Annotated in this window: 16 protein-coding genes; 6 read left to right on the top strand and 10 right to left on the bottom strand. The window is 62.3% G+C overall.

Going from position 1 to position 19,868, the window contains the following annotated elements; genetic code table 11:
* The 6 genes from C5O79_RS13840 to C5O79_RS13815 form a co-directional block, all read right to left on the bottom strand.
* Positions 1-498, bottom strand: a complete 498-nt coding sequence (locus C5O79_RS13840) for a MaoC/PaaZ C-terminal domain-containing protein (RefSeq protein ID WP_039341337.1) — start codon at positions 496-498, stop codon at positions 1-3.
* 78 nt (positions 499-576) lie between these two features.
* Positions 577-1,719, bottom strand: coding sequence for an acyl-CoA dehydrogenase family protein (locus C5O79_RS13835; RefSeq protein ID WP_039341340.1), 1,143 nt, complete (start codon positions 1,717-1,719; stop codon positions 577-579).
* A gap of 370 nt (positions 1,720-2,089) precedes the next feature.
* Positions 2,090-3,403 carry an aromatic acid/H+ symport family MFS transporter gene (locus C5O79_RS13830; protein ID WP_131931408.1) on the bottom strand — a complete coding sequence of 438 codons (1,314 nt, stop codon included), beginning with the start codon at positions 3,401-3,403 and terminating at the stop codon, positions 2,090-2,092.
* 404 nt (positions 3,404-3,807) lie between these two features.
* The gene (locus C5O79_RS13825; protein WP_122478494.1) at positions 3,808-4,722 is read right to left on the bottom strand and encodes a LysR family transcriptional regulator; all 915 of its coding nucleotides are present in this window, start codon (positions 4,720-4,722) and stop codon (positions 3,808-3,810) included.
* A 225-nt stretch (positions 4,723-4,947) separates the two neighbouring features.
* Complete coding sequence (locus tag C5O79_RS13820) at positions 4,948-6,201, bottom strand: CoA transferase (RefSeq protein ID WP_122478492.1); 1,254 nt, start codon at positions 6,199-6,201, stop codon at positions 4,948-4,950.
* A 42-nt stretch (positions 6,202-6,243) separates the two neighbouring features.
* A complete protein-coding gene (locus C5O79_RS13815; RefSeq protein ID WP_046546408.1) occupies positions 6,244-7,404 on the bottom strand; it encodes a CaiB/BaiF CoA-transferase family protein in 1,161 nt (386 codons plus the stop codon).
* A gap of 537 nt (positions 7,405-7,941) precedes the next feature.
* On the opposite strand from C5O79_RS13815, the gene C5O79_RS13810 reads away from it, so the two are divergent.
* The 6 genes from C5O79_RS13810 to C5O79_RS13785 all read left to right on the top strand — a co-directional run bounded on the left by C5O79_RS13810 (position 7,942) and on the right by C5O79_RS13785 (position 14,844).
* Positions 7,942-8,742, top strand: a complete 801-nt coding sequence (locus C5O79_RS13810) for an SDR family oxidoreductase (RefSeq protein WP_174242177.1) — start codon at positions 7,942-7,944, stop codon at positions 8,740-8,742.
* A 111-nt stretch (positions 8,743-8,853) separates the two neighbouring features.
* Positions 8,854-9,909, top strand: a complete 1,056-nt coding sequence (locus C5O79_RS13805) for a zinc-binding dehydrogenase (protein WP_131931406.1) — start codon at positions 8,854-8,856, stop codon at positions 9,907-9,909.
* Between the two features lie 65 nt (positions 9,910-9,974).
* Positions 9,975-11,435, top strand: a complete 1,461-nt coding sequence (locus C5O79_RS13800) for an aldehyde dehydrogenase (RefSeq protein WP_046546406.1) — start codon at positions 9,975-9,977, stop codon at positions 11,433-11,435.
* Between the two features lie 254 nt (positions 11,436-11,689).
* A complete protein-coding gene (locus C5O79_RS13795; protein WP_046546405.1) occupies positions 11,690-12,199 on the top strand; it encodes a MerR family transcriptional regulator in 510 nt (169 codons plus the stop codon).
* A gap of 2 nt (positions 12,200-12,201) precedes the next feature.
* Complete coding sequence (locus tag C5O79_RS13790; protein WP_122478488.1) at positions 12,202-13,752, top strand: MFS transporter; 1,551 nt, start codon at positions 12,202-12,204, stop codon at positions 13,750-13,752.
* Positions 13,753-13,959: 207 nt separating this feature from the next.
* Positions 13,960-14,844 carry an alpha/beta hydrolase gene (locus C5O79_RS13785; RefSeq protein WP_122478486.1) on the top strand — a complete coding sequence of 295 codons (885 nt, stop codon included), beginning with the start codon at positions 13,960-13,962 and terminating at the stop codon, positions 14,842-14,844.
* Positions 14,845-14,927: 83 nt separating this feature from the next.
* Here the strand turns inward: C5O79_RS13785 and C5O79_RS13780 are convergent, their stop codons facing one another.
* The 4 genes from C5O79_RS13780 to C5O79_RS13765 form a co-directional block, all read right to left on the bottom strand.
* Entirely contained in the window at positions 14,928-15,641 is a 714-nt protein-coding gene (locus tag C5O79_RS13780) for a nitroreductase (RefSeq protein WP_236862397.1), read from the bottom strand.
* A 79-nt stretch (positions 15,642-15,720) separates the two neighbouring features.
* The gene (locus tag C5O79_RS13775) at positions 15,721-16,965 is read right to left on the bottom strand and encodes an acetyl-CoA hydrolase/transferase C-terminal domain-containing protein (protein ID WP_047853004.1); all 1,245 of its coding nucleotides are present in this window, start codon (positions 16,963-16,965) and stop codon (positions 15,721-15,723) included.
* 220 nt (positions 16,966-17,185) lie between these two features.
* Positions 17,186-18,859, bottom strand: a complete 1,674-nt coding sequence (locus C5O79_RS13770) for an electron transfer flavoprotein-ubiquinone oxidoreductase (protein WP_122478482.1) — start codon at positions 18,857-18,859, stop codon at positions 17,186-17,188.
* Between the two features lie 143 nt (positions 18,860-19,002).
* Positions 19,003-19,830 (bottom strand): CoA ester lyase, encoded by an 828-nt coding sequence (locus C5O79_RS13765; protein ID WP_046546401.1) that lies wholly within the window; start codon positions 19,828-19,830, stop codon positions 19,003-19,005.
* Positions 19,831-19,868: the final 38 nt, after the last annotated feature.

Here is a 19,868-nt window from a genome sequence, read left to right as displayed (position 1 = left end):
TCAGACCTTGAACTCGGGCTGCGCTTCAGCGATCAGCGCCTCGAGATCCGCGCGCTTGCGCAGCATCAGCAGGCTCCATTCGCTGCGCTGAACGACTTCGCCGCGCTGGTTGTACGCCTGGATCAGCATCGTGCCGACGCCGAACTTGTCGTCCTTTTCCTTCTTGGCGATGACTTCGGCGCTCGCGTAGACCGTGTCGCCGATCTTTACCGGATTCAGGAAGCGCATCTTGTCGACGCCGTAGTTCGCCTGGATCGCCGGGCCGAACTGCAGCAGGCCGGAGATCAGCGAGAACGTCAGCATGCCCTGCACGATGCGCTCGCCCCAGCGCGTTCTCTCCGCGTATTCCTTGTTCGAGTGGATCTCGATCCAGTTGCCCGTGAACATGCAGAACATCACGACATCGCTCTCGGTCACGGTACGGCCAGGCGAACGAAACTTGGTGCCCACCTCCAGCTCGTCGAGCGGGATGTTGATGCTGTTGTTGATAACGCTCATTACGGTGTCTCCTGTTGAATTCGGGGTAACGGCGCGCGGTGCTGCCCGCGCGCTCCGTTCGGATGAAGCGATACGACGTTACTGGCGCATCGATTTCGCGATGATCGTGCGCTGGATCTGCGACGTGCCGCCGCCGATCGTCGATTGAATGCTTTCGCGCAGGTAGCGCTCCATGTCGGCTTCCGGCAGGTTGGCGTAGCCACCCAGGATCTGCATGCCGGCGAGCGCGCACTCCTTCAGCGTCTCGGACCCGTACAGCTTCGCCATCGACACCTCGCGGCTGCACGGCACATGGTCCGCCGCCATCCGCGCCGCGCGATAGCAGAGCAGACGCGCCGCGTCGACCTTCGTCTGGCAGTCGGCGAGCAGGTGGCGAATCACCTGGAAGTCGTACAGTTGATGGTCGAACTGGATACGGTCGTGCGCGTAGCGCGTCGCCGTCGTCACTGCCTGCTGGGCGTTACCCGTATAAGCGGCGGCCACCGCGCAGCGCTCGAGCTCGAGGTGTTCGGTGATGATCTTCCAGCCCTGCCCTTCCTCGCCCAGCAGCGCGTCGCCCGGCACACGCACCTCGTCGAGGAAGATCTCGGTCGTACCGGTCGCGTGACGCGAGAGCGTCGGCAGCTTGTTGATCACCATCCCCGGCGTGTTGTTCGGGATCAGCAGCACCGACAGGCCCTTGTGCTTGTCGTCGGTACTCGTGCGCACCAGCATCGCGATCACGGTGTCCTTCGCCGCCGCGCCGCTGCACCACAGCTTCTGGCCGCTGACGATCCAGTCGCCGTTGGTGTCGCGGCGGGCGCGCGTCTTCGTGTTCGCCGCATCGGAACCGGCATCGGGCTCGGAAATCGACACGGAGAAGCGGATCTTCCCGTCGATGAACGGCTGCACGTATTTTTTCTTCTGTTCGGGCGTGCCGAACTTGATGATGTTCATCGCGGTGAACGTCGGCACGAGCACCGAGCACGCGAAGTCGAAGCCGAACTTGCCGAGGCCTTCGGCCATCAGAGAGTAATCGAAAATGTCGCCGCCCGAGCCGCCCTCGGCTTCCGGAATCAGGATGCCAAGCCACCCTTGCTTCGCGATCTTTTCGTACGCCTCGTACGGGTAGTCGCGATTCATGTCGCACTTGCGCACGTATTCGACGGTGATCTCGTTGTCCATGAACTTGTTCACGGTATCGAGCCACATCGTTTGCGATTCGTCGAGAAAATTTGCCATTTGTCTTCGCTCCAGTTGTGTGGCGTCAGCTCGCGCATCGGCCTTGTTCGTCATGACCTTCAGGTTAGGGCCACGTCCGGAGCGATCCAACTGGTCATTTTCGAAGCGGCGATTCGAAAATGGTGAAGACGGTTAGCGACACCTTCGCGTCGGGCAATCTGCTTCGATGGACGGTCATGTTCGATCGCGCGAGGCCGCCGCGCGCTCCAAATGAAACGTGCCCGACGTTCCTGTTTTGGAATCGTCGGGCACGGTCGCGATCATTCCGGCGGCGGTACGCTACCGAGCATGCACCTGTCGCCGAGCCTGCAGTCGACGGGGCGCGCATACGCCGCCGTGCGCGGCCGCGCGTCGAGACGGCAACGTCGGATCAGGCCTTCGCCAACGACACGTCCACACGCGTCTTATTCGGTATTTGGGTCACCATGATGGCGGCAATCACGGACGGAATCGCGAACACGTAGAAATTCCACTGATGTCCCAGGGTCGACCCGACGACCCACCCACCGATCATCGGTCCCAGCACCGAGCCGATCCGCCCCAGACCTTGGGCTGTGCCGATAGCCGAGCCGCGGCAGGATGCGGGGAAGTACGCGGCAATGTAGCCGTAGCCGAGCGTTGTCGATCCGATCGACCCCAGACCTGAACCGAACACGGCGAGCATCAACCAGATGTAATCCGGCTTCTGGCTCATGACCAGCAACGAAATTGCGCAAATGGCAAAAAGGGAAATCAGTATCTTGCGGGATCCGAAGCGATCGGCCAGCCACGCGCCACACAGATTGCCCACGGCGGCGCCGAATTGCATCACCAGAAGAAACTGCAGCGATGATCCGAGCGGATACCCGGCCTTGCGCATCAGCGTCGGAAGCCAGACATTCATTCCATAGACGACGATCTGGCCACAGAAACACACGACCGCGAACAGCAGCACCGCTGACCGCCAGTCCGACGACATCGCGAGCTTGAAGCCGCGCAATTCGCTGGATGCGGATTGAAGCTGACGTTGGCTGGCGTTGTCAGCCAGGACACGTTCGAAGTCGATCGAATAGCGGGTCGCCAGTTCTCGTGCTTCGTCCATTCGATTGCTGTCGACCAGAAAATTGACCGACTCCGGCAGGAAAAAATACATGACCGGCAGGATAACGACGTACACCGCGCCGGCGGCATAGAGCACTCGCCAGCCGTGACTCTGCAGCAGCGAGATCGCCAGCAACGCACACACGACGCCGCCGATCGCATAGCCCGTCAGCGCGAGTGCGCTATACAGCTGGCGACGATTGCGAGGCGCATACTCGACGCTCAGTGCCACCGACGAAGGCACCACACTCCCCAACCCGATACCCGTGAGGAAACGGGCAAAACCCAGTTGCGTCGGGGAATGTGCCACTGCGCATAGCAGCGATCCGATGGAAAACCAGAGCACGCCGGCCATGATCAGTTTCCGGCGGCCGATGCGATCGGACAGGGAGCCGGCGCCGAACAGGCCCAGCATCAGCCCGGCCAGTGTCCAGCTCCCGATCATTCCCGCACCCGATGCGCTCAACCCCCATCCGGGCTCCGCGAACAGGGACGACACCGTTGCGCCGTAGACGATGAGATCGTAGCCGTCGACGGCGATCGTTAGAAAGCACAAGACGACTACGAACAGGCTGCTGCGAGTCCGAATGGATGATGCGTTCACGTTGTCTCCTTTTTAACTCACGAATTCCCGTTCACGACCGGGTTTTTATCTTCTCGCCCACTATAGGGATGCGAAATTTATCGACCAAGTGACGGATTTCGAAGCGGCGATTCGGCGGATTCGAATCAACTTTCGTGTGATCAAAAGCGCCATGCGTGCGAGGCGCGGCAGGTATAAGGCAACGTGCCGATGGACGAATTCATCGATCTTGTCGACGGTCGCGACGATGCCGTCCAGACAACACGGCTTATTGAAGGGAATGCTTTATTCAGCGGTGTGGGGGATATTGCCGGGCAAATCGTGAAGGGACATCGCACGAACGCACATCATGCGCATGCTGACGATCGATACAGCACGCCGCACCGCGCGAATGTCGACGCTGCGTGTCATTGGAACCGCCGCTATCAGTCAGCGAACCGGGCAACGAACGCCCTCGTTGCTGCCGTCAGTGAATCGCCACGCCTCGTCCCGATGCAAAGTCGGCGCAATGCCCATGGTTCGTCCAGCGCCACCAGCGTCACTTTGCTGAGGTCCTCGACCGGCAGCATGCTCTCGGGCTGGATCATCACGCCCAGCCCTGCCTTGACCAGACTGCGAGCTGCCTCGATCGTGCTGACCCGATACTTCACATCCAGCTCGCGCCCCAGCGCGGCGGCTGCATTTCGCAGCTGGGTCATCATCGAAGTCGTCGCCGAGATGCCGATCACGTTCTGCTCGAGGAGATCCTTCGTCGTGACGCTGGCGCGCTCCCCGAGGCTATGCCCTTTCGGCACGACGGCAACGAGACGATCGGTACGATACTCGATGATCTCGAGCGCATTCCGGTCGATGTCGTCTGTGGCATAGAACATCGCCACGTCGGCCTTGCCGGCCACGACGGCACCGACCACGTTGGTATTTGCGTCCTCTTGCAACTCGATGTCGACGAAGGGAAAGTCCCGCGTGAACTCGGCGATCTCGCGCGCCAGAAACTGGACGATGATCGTGCTGGTGGAGCCGATGCGGATATGACCGCGTACGCCTTCGGTGAACTCGGCCACCTCGCGCCGCATCACGTCGAGATTCTCGAACAGCAAACGCACGTGACGGGCCAGCACCTCGCCGGCAGCGCTCGGGACCATGCCGGTTGGCAGCCGCTCGAACAGGTCGATGCCGGCAATCTCTTCGAGATCCTGGATCCGCCTCGTCGCAGCTGACGGCGTGATGTTCTCCCTCACCGCCGCGCGACGCATCTGCTGCTCCTCCACGACGGTGAGAAACAACCGCAACGTGAAAAGGTCGACGCGTCTCGTCAGATTGTGGAGACTGAGCCCGGCCATGTCCTCTCCTTGGTCTTCTCGCTCGGCTGGATTGCTGAATTGAGCCATAGAGACTAAGCCGGGGGTGATCGGGCGTCAATTGGGAGTCGAAGAAGGGGCGACCGGGACAACCTCGGCGATATCGGTCATATCCCCAGGGGAGTCGAGAAGCCGAGGTCGCCCCGACGTTGTGCGGCGCATGAGACGATCCGTGCGAAGCGCACACGCGCCATCGGTTCACCGGATTCAGATAACGTTCATTTCCCGCAATTTCCCGATTTCACCGTCGTCCATGCCCAACCACTCGTGCAGGACATTCGCGTTGTGCTCGCCCAGACGCGGCGGCGTCTTGGCTTCCGGTTCCGGAACATCCGACATCTTGACCGGGTTGCCGGCCACCTGAATGGGGCCCCATACCGGGTCGTCGAGCGTCATGAGCATCTTCCGTGCAGCAACGTGCGGACATTCGAACAGGTCCGGCACGTCGTTCACGTTGGCGCAAGGCACGCCGCCCGCGCGCAGCTCGGCCAGTGCCGTTTCGCGTGACCGATCCGCGAGCCATGCGTCGATCTCGACATTCAGATCGTCCAGATGCTGCTTGCGCAACATGCCGTCGGTAAATCTCGGATCGTCCGGCAGATTCGGCCGGCCGATGACTTCCGCGAAGCGCTTCCAGATGTGTTCGCCCAGTACCGCAATGACGATATACCCGTCCTTCGCACGATAGGTTCCGAACGGCGCAGTGACTGCGTGTACCCCGGGGGGCGACGTCCGCTTCGTGGCCGAATACATCGCGACGGAAATTTCGTTGAGGATCAACGATGCATCGACCATCGAGATATCGATTTTCTTGCCCTTGCCCGTCGTATGCCGATGCAGGAGCGCGAGCACGACGCCGTAGAGTGCCAGGATCCCGCACTCGATATCGGCGAGCGAGAAGCCCAGATAGGTCGGGCGGTCGTCGCTCCGCTCGGGACGATACATCAGCCCGCTCATCGCCTGCCCCACGATATCGAACGCCGGGAAGTCACCGTACGGACTGGGCAGTATGTCGTCGTGTCCGAACCCGGAAATGGCGCCGTAGATCAAGCGTGGATTGATCTTGCTCAGGTCCGCATACCCGAGCCCCATCCGGTCCATCACGTTCGGCCGCAGATTCTCGATCACGACATCGGCTTGCGCGGCGAGTTCGGTGAAGATGCGCCGGCCTTCCGGGTGCTTGAGATCGAGCGTGACGCTCTTCTTGTTTCGATTCGCCCGCAGAAAAGCGAGGCCGCTCGGCTTGCCGTCCGCGTCCTGTTTGACAGGATTCGTGCTGCGGGAAAAATCGCCGCCCTCGCGCGTCTCGATCTTGACGACTTCCGCGCCGGCATCCGCCAACCACATCGAAGCAAACGGCGCCGCGATGAAGTTTTCGACGGTGAGTACCCGAATGCCGGCCAACGGCCGATCTGCACCTATCTTCGTTCCGACACGCGAATCATGAATTGTCTCCTCCATCACATCTCCTTTTCATTCATCTTTGGAATCGTCCACGCGCGCTCACCGAATCACCTCTCGATTGCGCAGCGCATCAATCTCATGTTGAGCAAATCCCCAGTCGAGCAACGCTTCGTCCGTATGCTCGCCGATCCGGGCGGGGGGCCGCTGGATCGCACCTGGCGTGCGGCTGAAGCGCGGTGCCGGGCCGGGCTGTACCACGCCGGCCACTTCCTGAAACGTTGCTCGTGCGACGTTGTGCGGATGCTTCGGTGCTTCCGTCAATGAGAGCACCGGCGCAATGCACACGTTGGTTCCGGCTGCGAGGTTGCACCACTCGTCCCGGGTCTTCTGCCTGAATATCTCGGCAAAGCGTGCGCGCAGCAGCGGCCATCCGTCCGTGTCGTGCTGCTTCGGAAGCGCTTCGTCGGCCACGCCGAGCAGGGTCAGCGTCTCGCGATAAAAGCGCGGCTCGTTGGATGCGAGCGATACGTAGCGGCCGTCGCTCGTTTCATAAACCTGATACCAGGGCGCGCCTGAATCCAGCCGATTCGAGCCTCGCCGGTCGATCCATGCGTTGCCGGCATGCATCCCGTATATCAGGGTCATCAGCGACGCGGAGCCGTCGACCATGGCCGCGTCGACCACCTGCCCCTGTCCGGAGCTCCGGGCCTCGAGCATCGCACTGACGACCCCCAGCGCAAGATAAAGCGAGCCGCCGCCAAAATCTCCGACGAGATTGAGCGGTGGCACCGGCGGGCCGTTTTCGGAGCCGATGGAATGGAGCGCTCCGGTCAACCCGATGTAGTTGAGATCGTGGCCGGGCGCGTCTGCGAGCGGGCCGTCCTGCCCCCAGCCCGTCATGCGGCCGTAGACGACCTTCGGATTGACCGCGAGACAGTCGTCCGGGCCAACGCCAAGCCGTTCGGCAACGCCGGGACGAAAACCCTCGATGACAGCGTCTGCGCCCTCGACAAGGCGCAAGATCACCTCGACTGCCGCGCCATTCTTCAGATCCATCGCGATCGAGCGGCGGCTCCGACGCAACAGGTCGAACCGGCTTTCCAGCAAAACACCGCTGTCCGACGGCACGATACGGTCGATTCGCAATACGTCGGCGCCGAGATCGGCTAGCAGCATGGCGCAGAACGGCAACGGTCCGATGCCGCCGATCTCGACCACCTTGAGACCCGCCAACGGGCCTTGGCCTTTGCAGCGTTGCAAATTTGTCTCCGATTTTTTTGCGGGATCGAGTATCGCTACCCCGCCTCTTGTATCCGAGCCACTGCCTGCCTCGGAAAGCGACGCACCATGCGCGTCGGCAATTTGCCGGGGCTACTCGTTGCCGAACGAAGCCCGCCAGCTCGGTCAATCCTAGGGGCGCCCACCGCCTCGTACAAATGCAGATTCGCGAAAGCGGCGTTGCGGTTTCGCGAACGCGGTGCCGCACTGCCAGTTGAGAGCAACTCGAGTTTCACGCGTCGATCGACGGGTGAGACAGCCATTCGTCTGCCATGCCGGGGCTCGACGAAGCCCGGATTCGAAAATAAGCAACTCCGCATTCGAAAAACGTCACTCGAATTACCGCCGCTCCGTACCTACTATTGCCCAGGCAGATATACGGCGCGCCGTGGAGGTCATTGACCTCTCGCCGCCAGACTTCTCGATCCGCCAGCCGGATTCGCACGAATCGCAATGTCGTGCGTATCCGACCGACAGGCGAGCTCGAACGAACTTCTCCATGATTTGAAGGCAATTTCGATGAGCAGTCTTGAAGGGAAAGTAGCCATCGTCACCGGCGGCACCGGTGGGATCGGCAAAGGCATCGCGTTGCAGCTCGCAGCGCGCGGCGCAACAGTCGTGATCAGCGGGCGAAATGCAGCGAAGGCAGAGTCGGTCCTCGCCGAGCTCCGGCAGGCTGGCGGCATTGCAGATTTCCTGTCGGGAGACGTGCGATCGAAAGACGATATGGACGCATTGGCCGCGGAGACTGCCCGTCGCCACGGCGGCATCGACATTGTCGTCGCCAATGCCGGCGGCAATGACGACGAGGCGCGGTCTCCCAAGGTTCGCGGCGCATTCGCCGATATCGATCTCGCACGCGTTGCGGCGCTGGTTGCCGAGAATACGGCCGCCAAGCTCTTTCCGGTGCAGGCTGCGTTGCCGTACATGCGCCCTCGTGGCGGCGGCAGCGTGATCTTCGTGACGTCGGAAGGCGGCCGGGTCCCCACCCCGGGCCAAACGGCCGTTTCGACATTTGCCGGCGGCCTGATTCGCGCCAGCAAAGTCATCGCCAAGGAACTGGCGCGCGACAAGATCCGGGTCAACTGCGTTTGCGTGACGGTGGTGCGCGACAGCCCGTCGTGGGACGCCGTGTTCGGTGCCGACAGCAAGGTATCGGAACAACACCGCAAACAATACGAAAAGGTCGTCGCCGGTTGCCCGCTCGGTGTTGCTGCGCCGACGGATATCGGCCAGGTCGTCGCGTTCCTGGCATCGAACGAATCAGCCTACCTGACAGGTGCAACGCTGAGCCCGACGGGCGGCCTGACCATTCATTGATCGCGCCACGGGTCGTGCGTGAGCTCACAGCGCCGGCATCGGAACATTGACGCCTCGCGCAAGCGCTGCACCGCTCGCACCGAGCCTACGCACCAGATTTGGAGAACTATCATGCGCGGCATGGTCTTTCAGGGAAATTGCAAGGTCGACGTCCTCAACTTCGACGATCCCGTTCCGGGATACGGCGAAGCAGTCATCGAAATGAAGGCGTCCGGCATGTGCGGGACCGACCTTCACTATTACCGCCACGGGATGGCGGAATCGTTGAGCATGCTCGGCATGCGCGACCGGATGGAATCCGACCAGGTCATCGGCGGTCATGAACCTTGCGGCGTCGTGGCCGCGGTCGGCCCGGGCGTCGATCCCGCAACGTTCCGGGTCGGCGACCGGGTCATGGTCTTTCATTACGCGGGTTGCAGCTGCTGCGACCACTGCCGGACAGGCTGGACCCAACTGTGCGATCGCGGCGCGCGCATCTACGGCGTGCTGAGTCACGGCGGGCATGCGAACTACATGAAGGTACCGGTATCGTCCCTGGTCCATCTGCCGCAGGAAGTGTCGTTCAAGGGCGGCGCGGCCATCTCGTGCGGCACCGGCACGGCATACGGCGCGCTGCTGCGTCTGGATATCAGCGCGCGTGACACGCTTGCCGTCTATGGCCTCGGCCCTGTCGGCCTCTCCACCGCTCAACTCGCCGCCGCAATGGGTATCGAGGTGATCGGCATCGACATCAACCCGAGTCGCGTCGAGCGCTCAAAGGCATTCGGCGTCACGCACGGCATCGAAGCCAGCAAGGTCGACCCGGTCGAGGAGATCCACAAGCTGACGGGCGGAAAAGGCGTGTCCTGTGCAGTCGAATGTGCCGGTGGTGAACTGCCGCGCGCGCAGGCGATTCGCAGCACGAAAGTATGGGGGCGTGTCGTTCTCGTCGCGGTCGGCGGGAACCTGACCATCGATGCAATGAAAGACCTGATCGGCAAGCAAAGAACGCTGATCGGCTCCTTCACCTTCTCCGAAGTCGGCATGAAGGACTGTGCCCACTTCATCGCCGATCACGGTGTCGAGGTAGACAAGCTCTTTACCGAAGAGTGGCGTCTCGAGCAAGCCGGTGAAGCCTACGCACACTTCAACCAACAAACGAGTGGCAAGGGCGTCATCGTATTTTGACGGCACGCACACCCGTGCCGTCCGGAATTTGGAAAGCGCCGTCGAAGACGGCCATGGAGAATTAGATGACCAAGAGAACGATCGACCTCAAGCATCCCCGAGAGTTCTACATCGGCGGGCAATGGGTGGCACCGTCCACCGCCGAAACGTTCGATGTGCTCGACTGCGCGACGGAAGAAGTCGTGGCGACCGTGGCAAAAGCCGCGTCGGCCGACATGCAGCGTGCAATCACCGCGGCGCGTGACGCATTCGACAACGGCCCGTGGCCCCGGATGACGCCGCAGGAACGCGCGGTCTATCTCGAGAAGTTCGCGGAGCGGCTGGAAGCGCTGAACGACGATTTCGCGCGCATCTGGTCGATCGAGACCGGGATCGTGTACAAGATTGCCCAGCCGCGTATCGGGCTGTTCATCAGCGGCGCATTTCGCCAGTACGCGGCAATGGCGTCGACCTTCCCGTTCGTCGAGGAGCACCGGTCGGTTACCGGCAATCTCGGCTATCGCGTCTACGAGCCGGTCGGCGTCGTCGGGGAAATCATTCCGTGGAACGGTCCTGCCGGGTTGATGGCGTACAAGACCGCGCCGGCGCTGCTCGCAGGTTGCACACTGGTGATCAAGTCGTCGCCCGAAGCGCCCTGCTCGGCCTACCTGTTCGCCGAGATCTGCGAAGAAATCGGTTTGCCGCCCGGTGTGATCAATGTCGTGACGGCCGATCGGGACGTATCCGAGGAGCTGGTTCGCCATCCCGGCGTCGACAAGATCACGTTCACGGGATCGACAGGCGCCGGCCGCCGGATCGCTTCCATTGCCGGCGATCGCGTCGCGCGCGTCACGCTCGAACTCGGCGGCAAATCGCCCGCCGTCATCCTCGATGATTTCGATGTCGAAGCTGCGGCAAACATCCTCGGGCCGTCCTATTTCGGCTACAACACCGGGCAGATCTGCCACAGCCTGACTCGTGTGATCGTTCCGCGTGCGAAACACGACGCGATGGTCGAAGCGTTATCGAACATCGCCCGACAGATCGTGGTCGGCGATCCGTTCGCGCCGGAGACGACCTCCGGCCCGCTCGCGAGCGCACGGCAGCGAGAGACCGTCGAGCGGTTCGTCGCGAAGGGCATCGAGGAAGGCGCAACGTTGGCAGCCGGCGGCAAACGTCCGGCCGGATTGCAGCGCGGGTTCTTCTTCGAGCCGACGGTATTCGGCAACGTGGACAACCGTTCGACGATCGCTCAGGACGAGATCTTCGGCCCGGTATTGAGCGTCATTCCGGCCGACGACGAAGCCAGCGCGATCCGGATGGCGAACGACACCCCATTTGGCCTGAATGCCGCGGTGTTCACGAACGATAGCGCCCGTGCGCTGCACGTGGCACGCCAGATCCGCTCGGGGACGGTCGGCCACAATGGCCCGCGCACCGATTTTTCGATCGGCTTCGGCGGATTCAAGCAGTCCGGCATCGGGCGTGAAGGCGGTGTCGAAGGGCTGACCGCGTTCATGGAATCGAAGACCATCGTCATGGCTTGACGGACCGGCTGTTCCCGCTCGGATCGCACATCGACACGGGTAACAGATTCGATTGGTAGCGCGGCTCCCGGATTCCGCGTGGCGGATCGACCGCGCTCCTCTCGACACGCCAGTTCGACTCAGCGAAGCGCCGACGGAATGTCGGCGCTTCATTTTCGCCAAACCTGTACGCATACGTTGACGTTCCATGCAGCGCCCACACGCGCCGCGTGAATCCGCATGCGCGGGCAACCGCCCTCCCCCTCTTTCATTCGATGCAAGCCAGGAATTCACCACTCGTCGCGATACGCGAGGCCGCCCGGCAGCTGGCCGTGACGCCCCGCACCCTGAAGTATTACGAGGAACTCGGCCTGGTGATTCCAGCCAGGAGCAACGGAAGGTACCGGCTCTACAGCGTCGCCGATCTGGACAAGCTCGGTCGGATCCTGCGACTGCGCTCCCTCGGGTTCTCGCTGCACGGCATCACCGAAATGCTCAAGCAGCCACTGGCGATCGAGGCCGACGGCCGCAGGCAGTATTCCGTCGAGTCGTTGCACGAGATCTCGTCAGGTCTTGCCGAGCAGATCACCCGCCTGAACGCCCGGATCGTGCAGGTCCGACGTGAATTGAAAGACGCGGAGACACTGCGCAACGAGCTGAACGATGACCTCCAGTACTTGCGGCGACGACTCGCCGGTACCCCTGCGGAAGTGCTCGAAGGTGAACGTCTCGCCGCTCGCGAGCGTCGTTCCGCCGCGTCCGGGTCTGGCAACGGAGAATCGTGATCATGGCGTTCTCCCGCGCACGGTCGCTGACGTACCGTCATCTTCGTCATGACCTTTTTCCCTGGGCCATCGCGTTGTCGGTCGGACTCGACTACTTCGACAATACCGCCTTCTCGTTTTTCAGCAGCTACGTGGCCGGCGGGATAAACGTACCGCCGGACGAACTGGTGTGGTCGTCGTCTGCGTATGCCGTCGCGTCGGTACTGGGCATTCTCCAACAGCAATGGTTGATCGAGCGAATCGGGTTCCGCCGATACCTCAGCGGCTGCCTGCTGATGTTCGCGATCGGCTCACTGGCGGCATCGCTCAGCGTTACATCATTTCAACTGGCGATGGCACGCGGTTTTCAGGCCTATTTCATCGGGCCGATGCTGGGTACATGCCGGATTCTCCTGCAGACCGGTTTCTCGCCCAAGAATCGCCCGCCAGCGACGCGCCTGTTCCTGACGATCATCCTGTTGGCGAGCGCCCTTGCTCCGCTAGTCGGTGGCGTGCTCATTGCAAACTTTGGCTGGCATGCGCTCTTTCTCTGCACGACGGTCGCCGGGCTCGCACTGGCCGTATTCGCGTTCCTGGTCGTTCCGCATATCGGCAAGCGCCAGCCGGCACTGCGCAGCGACACGCATCTCTGGCCCTACCTGATTTTCGCGCTCGCCCTCGGTGCGCTGCAGATCGTCGCTCAGCAGGTCCGCTTCGAGCTGTTCAGCACGTCGCCGATACTGTTGCTCCTTACCGCAGCGGGCCTGCTCGCGCTCGGTTGGGTTGCCTGGCAGCAATGGAACCACCCAAAACCGCTCATTCGGTTGAGTGCATTGCGAGAAGGCCCCTTCAGAGTCGCCATCGTGCTCTATGCGTTCTACTACTACATCACGAATGCAATCGGCTATCTGATATCGAGACTGCTCGAAGGCGGCCTCGGCTACCCGGTGGAGAATGCGGGCCGAATCGTCGGATTCACGTCACTGTCGTCGATCGTCGTGGCGTTCTTGTATTTCCGATACGCGAAGTTCGTGACGCGCAAGAAGCTGTTGATCGTTCCAGGATTCCTGATGGCTACGTTCATCGCCGTGTGGTTTATCCACCTCCCCCCCGATGTGAGTGTGTCGTGGCTCCTGGCACCGCTGATCGTGCGCGGCTTCCTGTTGATGTTCATCGCTCTGCCGAACGGAAACGTCGCGTTCCAGATCTTCCCGGATCACGAATTTACGCACGGCTACCGACTGAAGAATATCGTCAAGCAGCTTGCATACTCGCTATCGACCGCGTCCATCATCATCCTGGATCAGCACCGCCTCGCGCTCCATCAAACCCGCCTGGCGGAGTTTGCAACCCCTTACAACCCGATCTTCGAGAACGCGCTGCAGTCGATGGCTCATGCGTTCGCCGAGCACGGCATGAATACCGCGCAGGCCGAAGGTGCGGCCCTCGGAGAATTCGCGCGCATGGCAGCGCATCAGGCGAGCTTCATGAGCGTACTGGATTGCTTCTACGTGATTGCAATCATTTCCCTGGCCGGCGCCGTCATTGCACTCGTTCAACGGCAGATAAAGTGACGCGGGCGTGACCGCAGTACGGAACGTTCCGCGCACCGAGATTGACGCAACTTTCCACGGCGTCAAACTTACAGAATGCTCGGCGATCACGATGGGCAATAGCAGTCGATCCGGATCCCGGGCCGAGAACGCGGGATCCGAGCGCCTCGATGGCTCACGATGCCTGACCGGTGGCGAATGGTTACGTAATGCTGAAGCGGTGCAATCATGACGATTTCGATGAAAGAGGAAACCAGCCCTTCGTGCTCGAAGGGCAGGACTCACACCTGGACAAGTGCCGACGGCCTGAGGCTCGCCGGCGAATCGTGGGGCGACCCGCTCGGCGCCCCCGTCATCCTGCTGCACAGCAGCGGGCAAACGCGTCATGCGTGGAGCGGAATCGGCCACGCGCTCGGCGCGGCCGGCTTTCATGCCGTTGCCTTCGACGCAAGAGGCCATGGTGAATCGGATTGGTCGCCGACCGGCAACTACAGTCAGATCGCGATGGTCCGCGATCTCGAACGCGTCGCGACGCTCTTCGACGGCCGACGACCGATGCTCGTCGGCGCCGGCCTGGGAGGTGGCACGAGCTTGCTCGCAGTCGGGGAAGGCTTTCTTGATGCAGCCGCACTGGTGCTCGTCAACATTGCGCCGTGTGTCGAGCCGCACGGTGTCGTCCGTCTGCAGTCGCTGATGCGACGGCCGGACGGGTTCGAATCTCCCGACGAAGCCGTCGACGCGATCAGCCGATATCGCCGGAATCCGAAAAATGGATTCGTTTCAAGCAACGTGAGCCGCAGCCTGCGTCACGACGGAGACGGAAGATATCGCTGGAACTGGGATCCGCATTTTCTCGCGTGGCCCCGCGACCTGGATCGACGCCATGCACGCTATTCCGCGTGTGCGCGACGGCTCAAGCTGCCGACATTGCTGGTGCGCGGCGGCAATTCCGACATCGTCAGCGAAGCGGGCGTGCACGAATTCCTCAAACTGTGCCCCCATGCCGAGTACGTCAACGTTGCTGCCGCCGGGCACATGGTGGCTGGCGATCGCAACGACGTCTTCGGCGAGGTTGCAGCGCAGTTCCTCGGTCGCCACATCCGCCCCGTCTAGCGCGGCCCGGTTGTCATCGAATCGGCTCAGCAGGTCGAGCCGTCACATGCGGCAAAAATCGAGGCAGGCGAACGCGTCACTGCTCAGACCATCCGCATCACGTCCTTCGTCGCTACCCGGGTGGAGCGAAATCCGTTGGCGGGATGCGCCAGATCGGCATAACCGAATCCGATGCCGCAAACGAACTTCCGCTCGTCTCCGATCCCGAAATAATTTCGAATGAAGCCCGCATGGTTTGCGAGCGCCGCCTGGGGCGTCGTGGCAACGTCATAGGCCCGAGCCGCCAGCAGGAACGACGCGACGAATGCCCCGCTGTCGACGGCTGCGTACTGTCCGAGTTCGGCGGGCATCGTCAGGATCGCCACGTGAGGCGCACCAAACAGCCGGAAGTTCTCCGCAGCCTGCCTGGCACGAGCGACGCGGTCATCGCGGTCGATACCGAGCGCCTCGTAAAGGGCATATCCGACTTCGCGGCGACGTTCGCCATAGACACCGGGGTACTCGGCCGGAAACGGTATATCGGAATCCATCTCGGTATGCCGCGCGGCATGGTCGACCAGTGCAGCACGGAACCGATCAGTCGTCTCGCGGGATGTCACCACCACGTGCCATGGCTGCACATTGCACCACGACGCAGAACGTTTAGCGATGTCGACGATGCTGCCGATCACACTCGCCGGAACAGCGTCCGGCAAATAGGCGCGACAAGTAAATCGTGACGATGACAAACGATGGATCGTTTCCACGTCTGCCATGGTCCGTTCATTCAACAGCGAGCGATTGGCGCGCTTCTGCATGGTGTGTTTCTCCTTCCATTGCTCCGCTATCGGCGGCGCGCCTCGACTCAATCCGGCACGTCGCCCGTGGTCGCGTCATTCAGCTGCCCGGACGGGCTTCGCGTGCGAGACGTTCGCGATGATCGGGGTGTGCGACTGCAATCATCTTTGGAATGCGCTGGGCAAGAGACAGGCCACGCAGATCGGCAATCCCGTATTCGGTCACGATCACGCATCCGTCGCTTCTCGGTATCGTGACCGGCCCCGACAATCGCGTCACGATCCGGCTATGCCGCCCGGCGGTTGACGGCAGCGCAACGATAGGAACGCCTCCATGGCTGAGCTGTGCCGCGCGCAGGAAGTCGCCGACACCGCCGACTGCGCCGACGTACGTGTCGCCCACCATCTCGGCATTGATCTGCCCGGTCAGGTCCACCTCCACCGCTGAATTGATCGCGACGAACCGGTCGATCCGGCGGAGCACGTCCGGGTTATGCGTGTATTCGGTACCGCGCAACTCGAGCGCGGGATTGCGATGCGCGAAGCGACGCACCCGTGCGGAACCGATAATGACCCCACCGATCGTGACCCCCGTGTCGATCGCCTTCTTCGCGTTCGTGACGACACCGGCCTCGCAGAGCATTGCAACACCATCGCCGATACTTCCCGAATGCACGCCGAGGTCGCGCTTGCCCCGCAATTCCGCCATCACTGCATCGGGAATCGAGCCGATGCCTGTCTGCAGCGTCGCGCCGTCCTCGACGAGCGAGGCGACATGCCGACCGATTGCCTGCTCGACCGGCCCGGGTTCCGTGACGGACGGCTCGGGGAACACCGCGTCGGATGCCACCAGCAAATCGATATCGTCAGCCCGAAGATACGGCCCACCATGAGTCCACGGAACATCCGGGTGCACCTCGGCGACGATCGCGCGCGCGTGCTTGACCGCCTCGACCAGATACTCGCGCGCAAGTCCGAGGCTGTAGCGTCCCTGGTCGTCCGGCGGCGAGACCTGAAGCATCACGACATCTATCCGCAACCCGCCAGAACGGATCAACCCCGGCAGCTGGGAGTAATGGACAGGAAGAATGTCGAGCACGCCCGCGCGGGCCAGCTTTCGGTTCGATCCGCTCCCGCAGTACGCGAGAAAGTCGAACGCGTCGGCATGCTCGGGGGCAAGTACGTCGGCGAGGCCGATACCGAGGAAGATGCGGATCCGCTTCAGATGCTCACGCTGGGCAACGAGCGCGCGCATCAGCGTGACCGGCTCAGCGTGTGACTGGCCCCACATCACGGTGTCACCCGAGCGAATGATGATGGAGAGTGCCTCGCAGCAGTCAGCCATGGCGGCTTCGTTCAACGGCCCTGGGGTCAAGGGTTCAGCATGGTTCATGAGTCGACGAACTCGAAAGTCACGGAGACGCGACTCCGACGCTGCTCACCGCGTTCGGAACGGTCCATGTGGAATGGGATGATCAGGGCAGCGGTGGAGGCACTCTGCTTTGATTCCAGCACCGCCACGGTTGGGGGTCAACGCGGTCCCGGCCCGCGTTCCGTACTTTGGTTTACATGTTCGGGTAATTCGGCCCGCCGCCGCCTTCCGGCGTGACCCACACGATGTTCTGCGTCGGGTCCTTGATGTCGCAGGTCTTGCAGTGCACGCAGTTCTGCGCGTTGATCACCAGGCGGTCGCTGCCGTCGTCGTTCTTCACGAACTCATACACCGCCGCCGGGCAGAAGCGCGCCTCCGGCCCCGCGTACGTGCGCAGGTTCACGTTCACCGGCACGCTCGCGTCCTTCAGCGTCAGGTGCGCCGGCTGGTTCTCCTCGTGGTTCGTGTTCGAGATGAACACCGACGAGAGGCGATCGAACGTCAGCTTGCCGTCCGGCTTCGGATACTCGATCGGCTCGCATTGCGACGCCGGCTTCAGCATCTCGTGGTCCGCGTGCTTGTGGTGCAGCGTCCACGGCACGTTGCCGCCCATCACCTTCTGCTCGAGCCCGACCATCAGCGTGCCGAGATACAGCCCCTTGGCCATCCACTGCTTGAAGTTGCGCGCGCGGTACAGCTCCGTGTACAGCCACGACTGCTTGAACGCATCCGGGTACGCGTTGAGCTCGTCCGACTGGCGGCCGGCCTGCACCGCGTCGAACGCGGCGTCGGCGGCCAGCATGCCGGTCTTGATTGCCGCGTGGCTGCCCTTGATCCGCGATGCGTTCAGGAAGCCCGCGTCGTCGCCGATCAGCGCGCCGCCCGGGAACACCGTCTTCGGCAGCGACAGCAGCCCGCCCGCCGTGATCGCGCGCGCGCCGTACGACACGCGCTTGCCGCCTTCCAGGAACGCGCGGATCGACGGGTGCGTCTTGTAGCGCTGGAATTCCTCGAACGGCGACAGGTACGGGTTCGTGTAGCCGAGGCCCACCACGAAGCCGACCACGACCTGGTTGTTGTCCATGTGATACAGGAACGAGCCGCCGTACGTATCCGACTTCAGCGGCCAGCCGGCCGTGTGGATCACGAGGCCCGGCTTGTGCTTGGCCGGGTCGATTTCCCACAGTTCCTTGATGCCGATCCCGTAGGCTTGCGGATCGGCGTTCGCGTCGAGCTTGAACTTCGAGATCAGCTGGCGGCCGAGGTGGCCGCGGCAGCCTTCGGCGAACAGCGTGTACTTCGCGTGCAGTTCCATGCCGAGCTGGAAGTTCTCGGTCGGCTCGCCGTCCTTGCCCACGCCCATGTTGCCGGTCGCGACGCCTTTGACCGAACCGTCGTCGTTATAGAGAATCTCGGCAGCGGGAAAGCCGGGGAAGATCTCGACGCCCAGCGCCTCGGCCTGTGCCCCAAGCCAGCGCGTGACGTTGCCCAGCGAAATCACGTAGTTGCCGTGGTTCTGGAAGTTGGCGGGCAGCGCCCAGTTCGGCGTGGTGACCGCGCTCTTCTCGGACAGGAACAGGAAGCGGTCTTCCGTCACCTCGACGTCGAGCGGTGCACCGCGCTCCTTCCAGTCGGGGAACAGTTCGTTGATCGCGCGCGGGTCCATCACCGCGCCCGACAGGATGTGCGCGCCGATTTCGGAACCCTTCTCGAGCACGCACACGCCGATCTCGGTGCCTCTCTCGGCGGCCAGCTGCTTGAGCCGGATCGCCGCCGACAGCCCGGCGGGGCCGCCGCCGACGATCACGACGTCGTATTCCATCGATTCGCGCGGGCCGTATTGCTCGATGAGACTGGTTTGGGACATGTGCTGATTCAAATCAGGTAGAAGCGACGGATTCCCATCGCAGGTTGAACTCGGCTTCGTCGTCACGACCAGCCGACCTTTTTCATTCGCTCACTGTGCGACCGCGTTCCTATACCCGGTCGATCGGTAAGCGGAGTCAGTGATCACGACTGCTTCGCGGCTGCAATCGCGAGCACACGCTGCGCGCGCAGCAGAACAGGACGATCGACCATCTTGCCGTCTACCGTGATCACGCCACCGTCCGACTGCGCCATCGCGTCGACAATACGTGTTGCCCACGCCAGCTCCTGCGCATCAGGTCGATAACAAGCATGAACGGCCGCAATCTGCTTCGGATGGATACACAGCTTTGCGCCAAAACCCTGGCGCTTGCCGTTCAACGCGTCAGCCGTCAGCCGCTCGACATCGTTGACATCCGGCGTGACGCCATCGATCGGCTGTTCAAGCCCCACGACGCGCGAAATGAGCGCAAGCCGTGCACGATACGGATTCAATGCATCGCGATCGTCCTGCATCCCCATTTCCGCGATGAAATCCAACGTCCCGAACATCAATCGTTTCACGTTGGGCGCCTTCGCGATCTCGAGCGCCGAGAACATGCCGGCAGCCGTTTCAACGAGTGGAAATATCGGAACCTTGCGGCGTGCGCGCGACGCGACTTCGATCACGTCGGAAGCGCTTTCTACCTTTGGCACTACGACGCCGGCAACACCATCGAGCGCTGCAAGCTTCGCGTCCTCTTCAAACCACGGCGTCCCACGACCGTTGATCCGTACCACAACGGGATGAGTGCGCGACAGCCAGGCCGTCAGAGTTGCACGCGCATCCTCCTTGGCCCCTGGCTCGACCGCGTCTTCGAGATCGACGATGACGGCATCGGCACCGCTCGACAATGCGTTCTGGAAGCGCTCCGGGCGGTTGCCGGGTACGAACAGATACGACTGTGCCGAAAAGGAAATATTGAACGCCATTTCAGTTTCCTGAAGCAGAGAATAGATCACGGGTCACG

The sequence above is a fragment of the Burkholderia sp. SRS-25 genome, assembly GCF_004343765.1.
Classification (GTDB): domain Bacteria; phylum Pseudomonadota; class Gammaproteobacteria; order Burkholderiales; family Burkholderiaceae; genus Burkholderia; species Burkholderia contaminans.
This window is presented reverse-complemented; position numbering and strand designations above follow the sequence as displayed.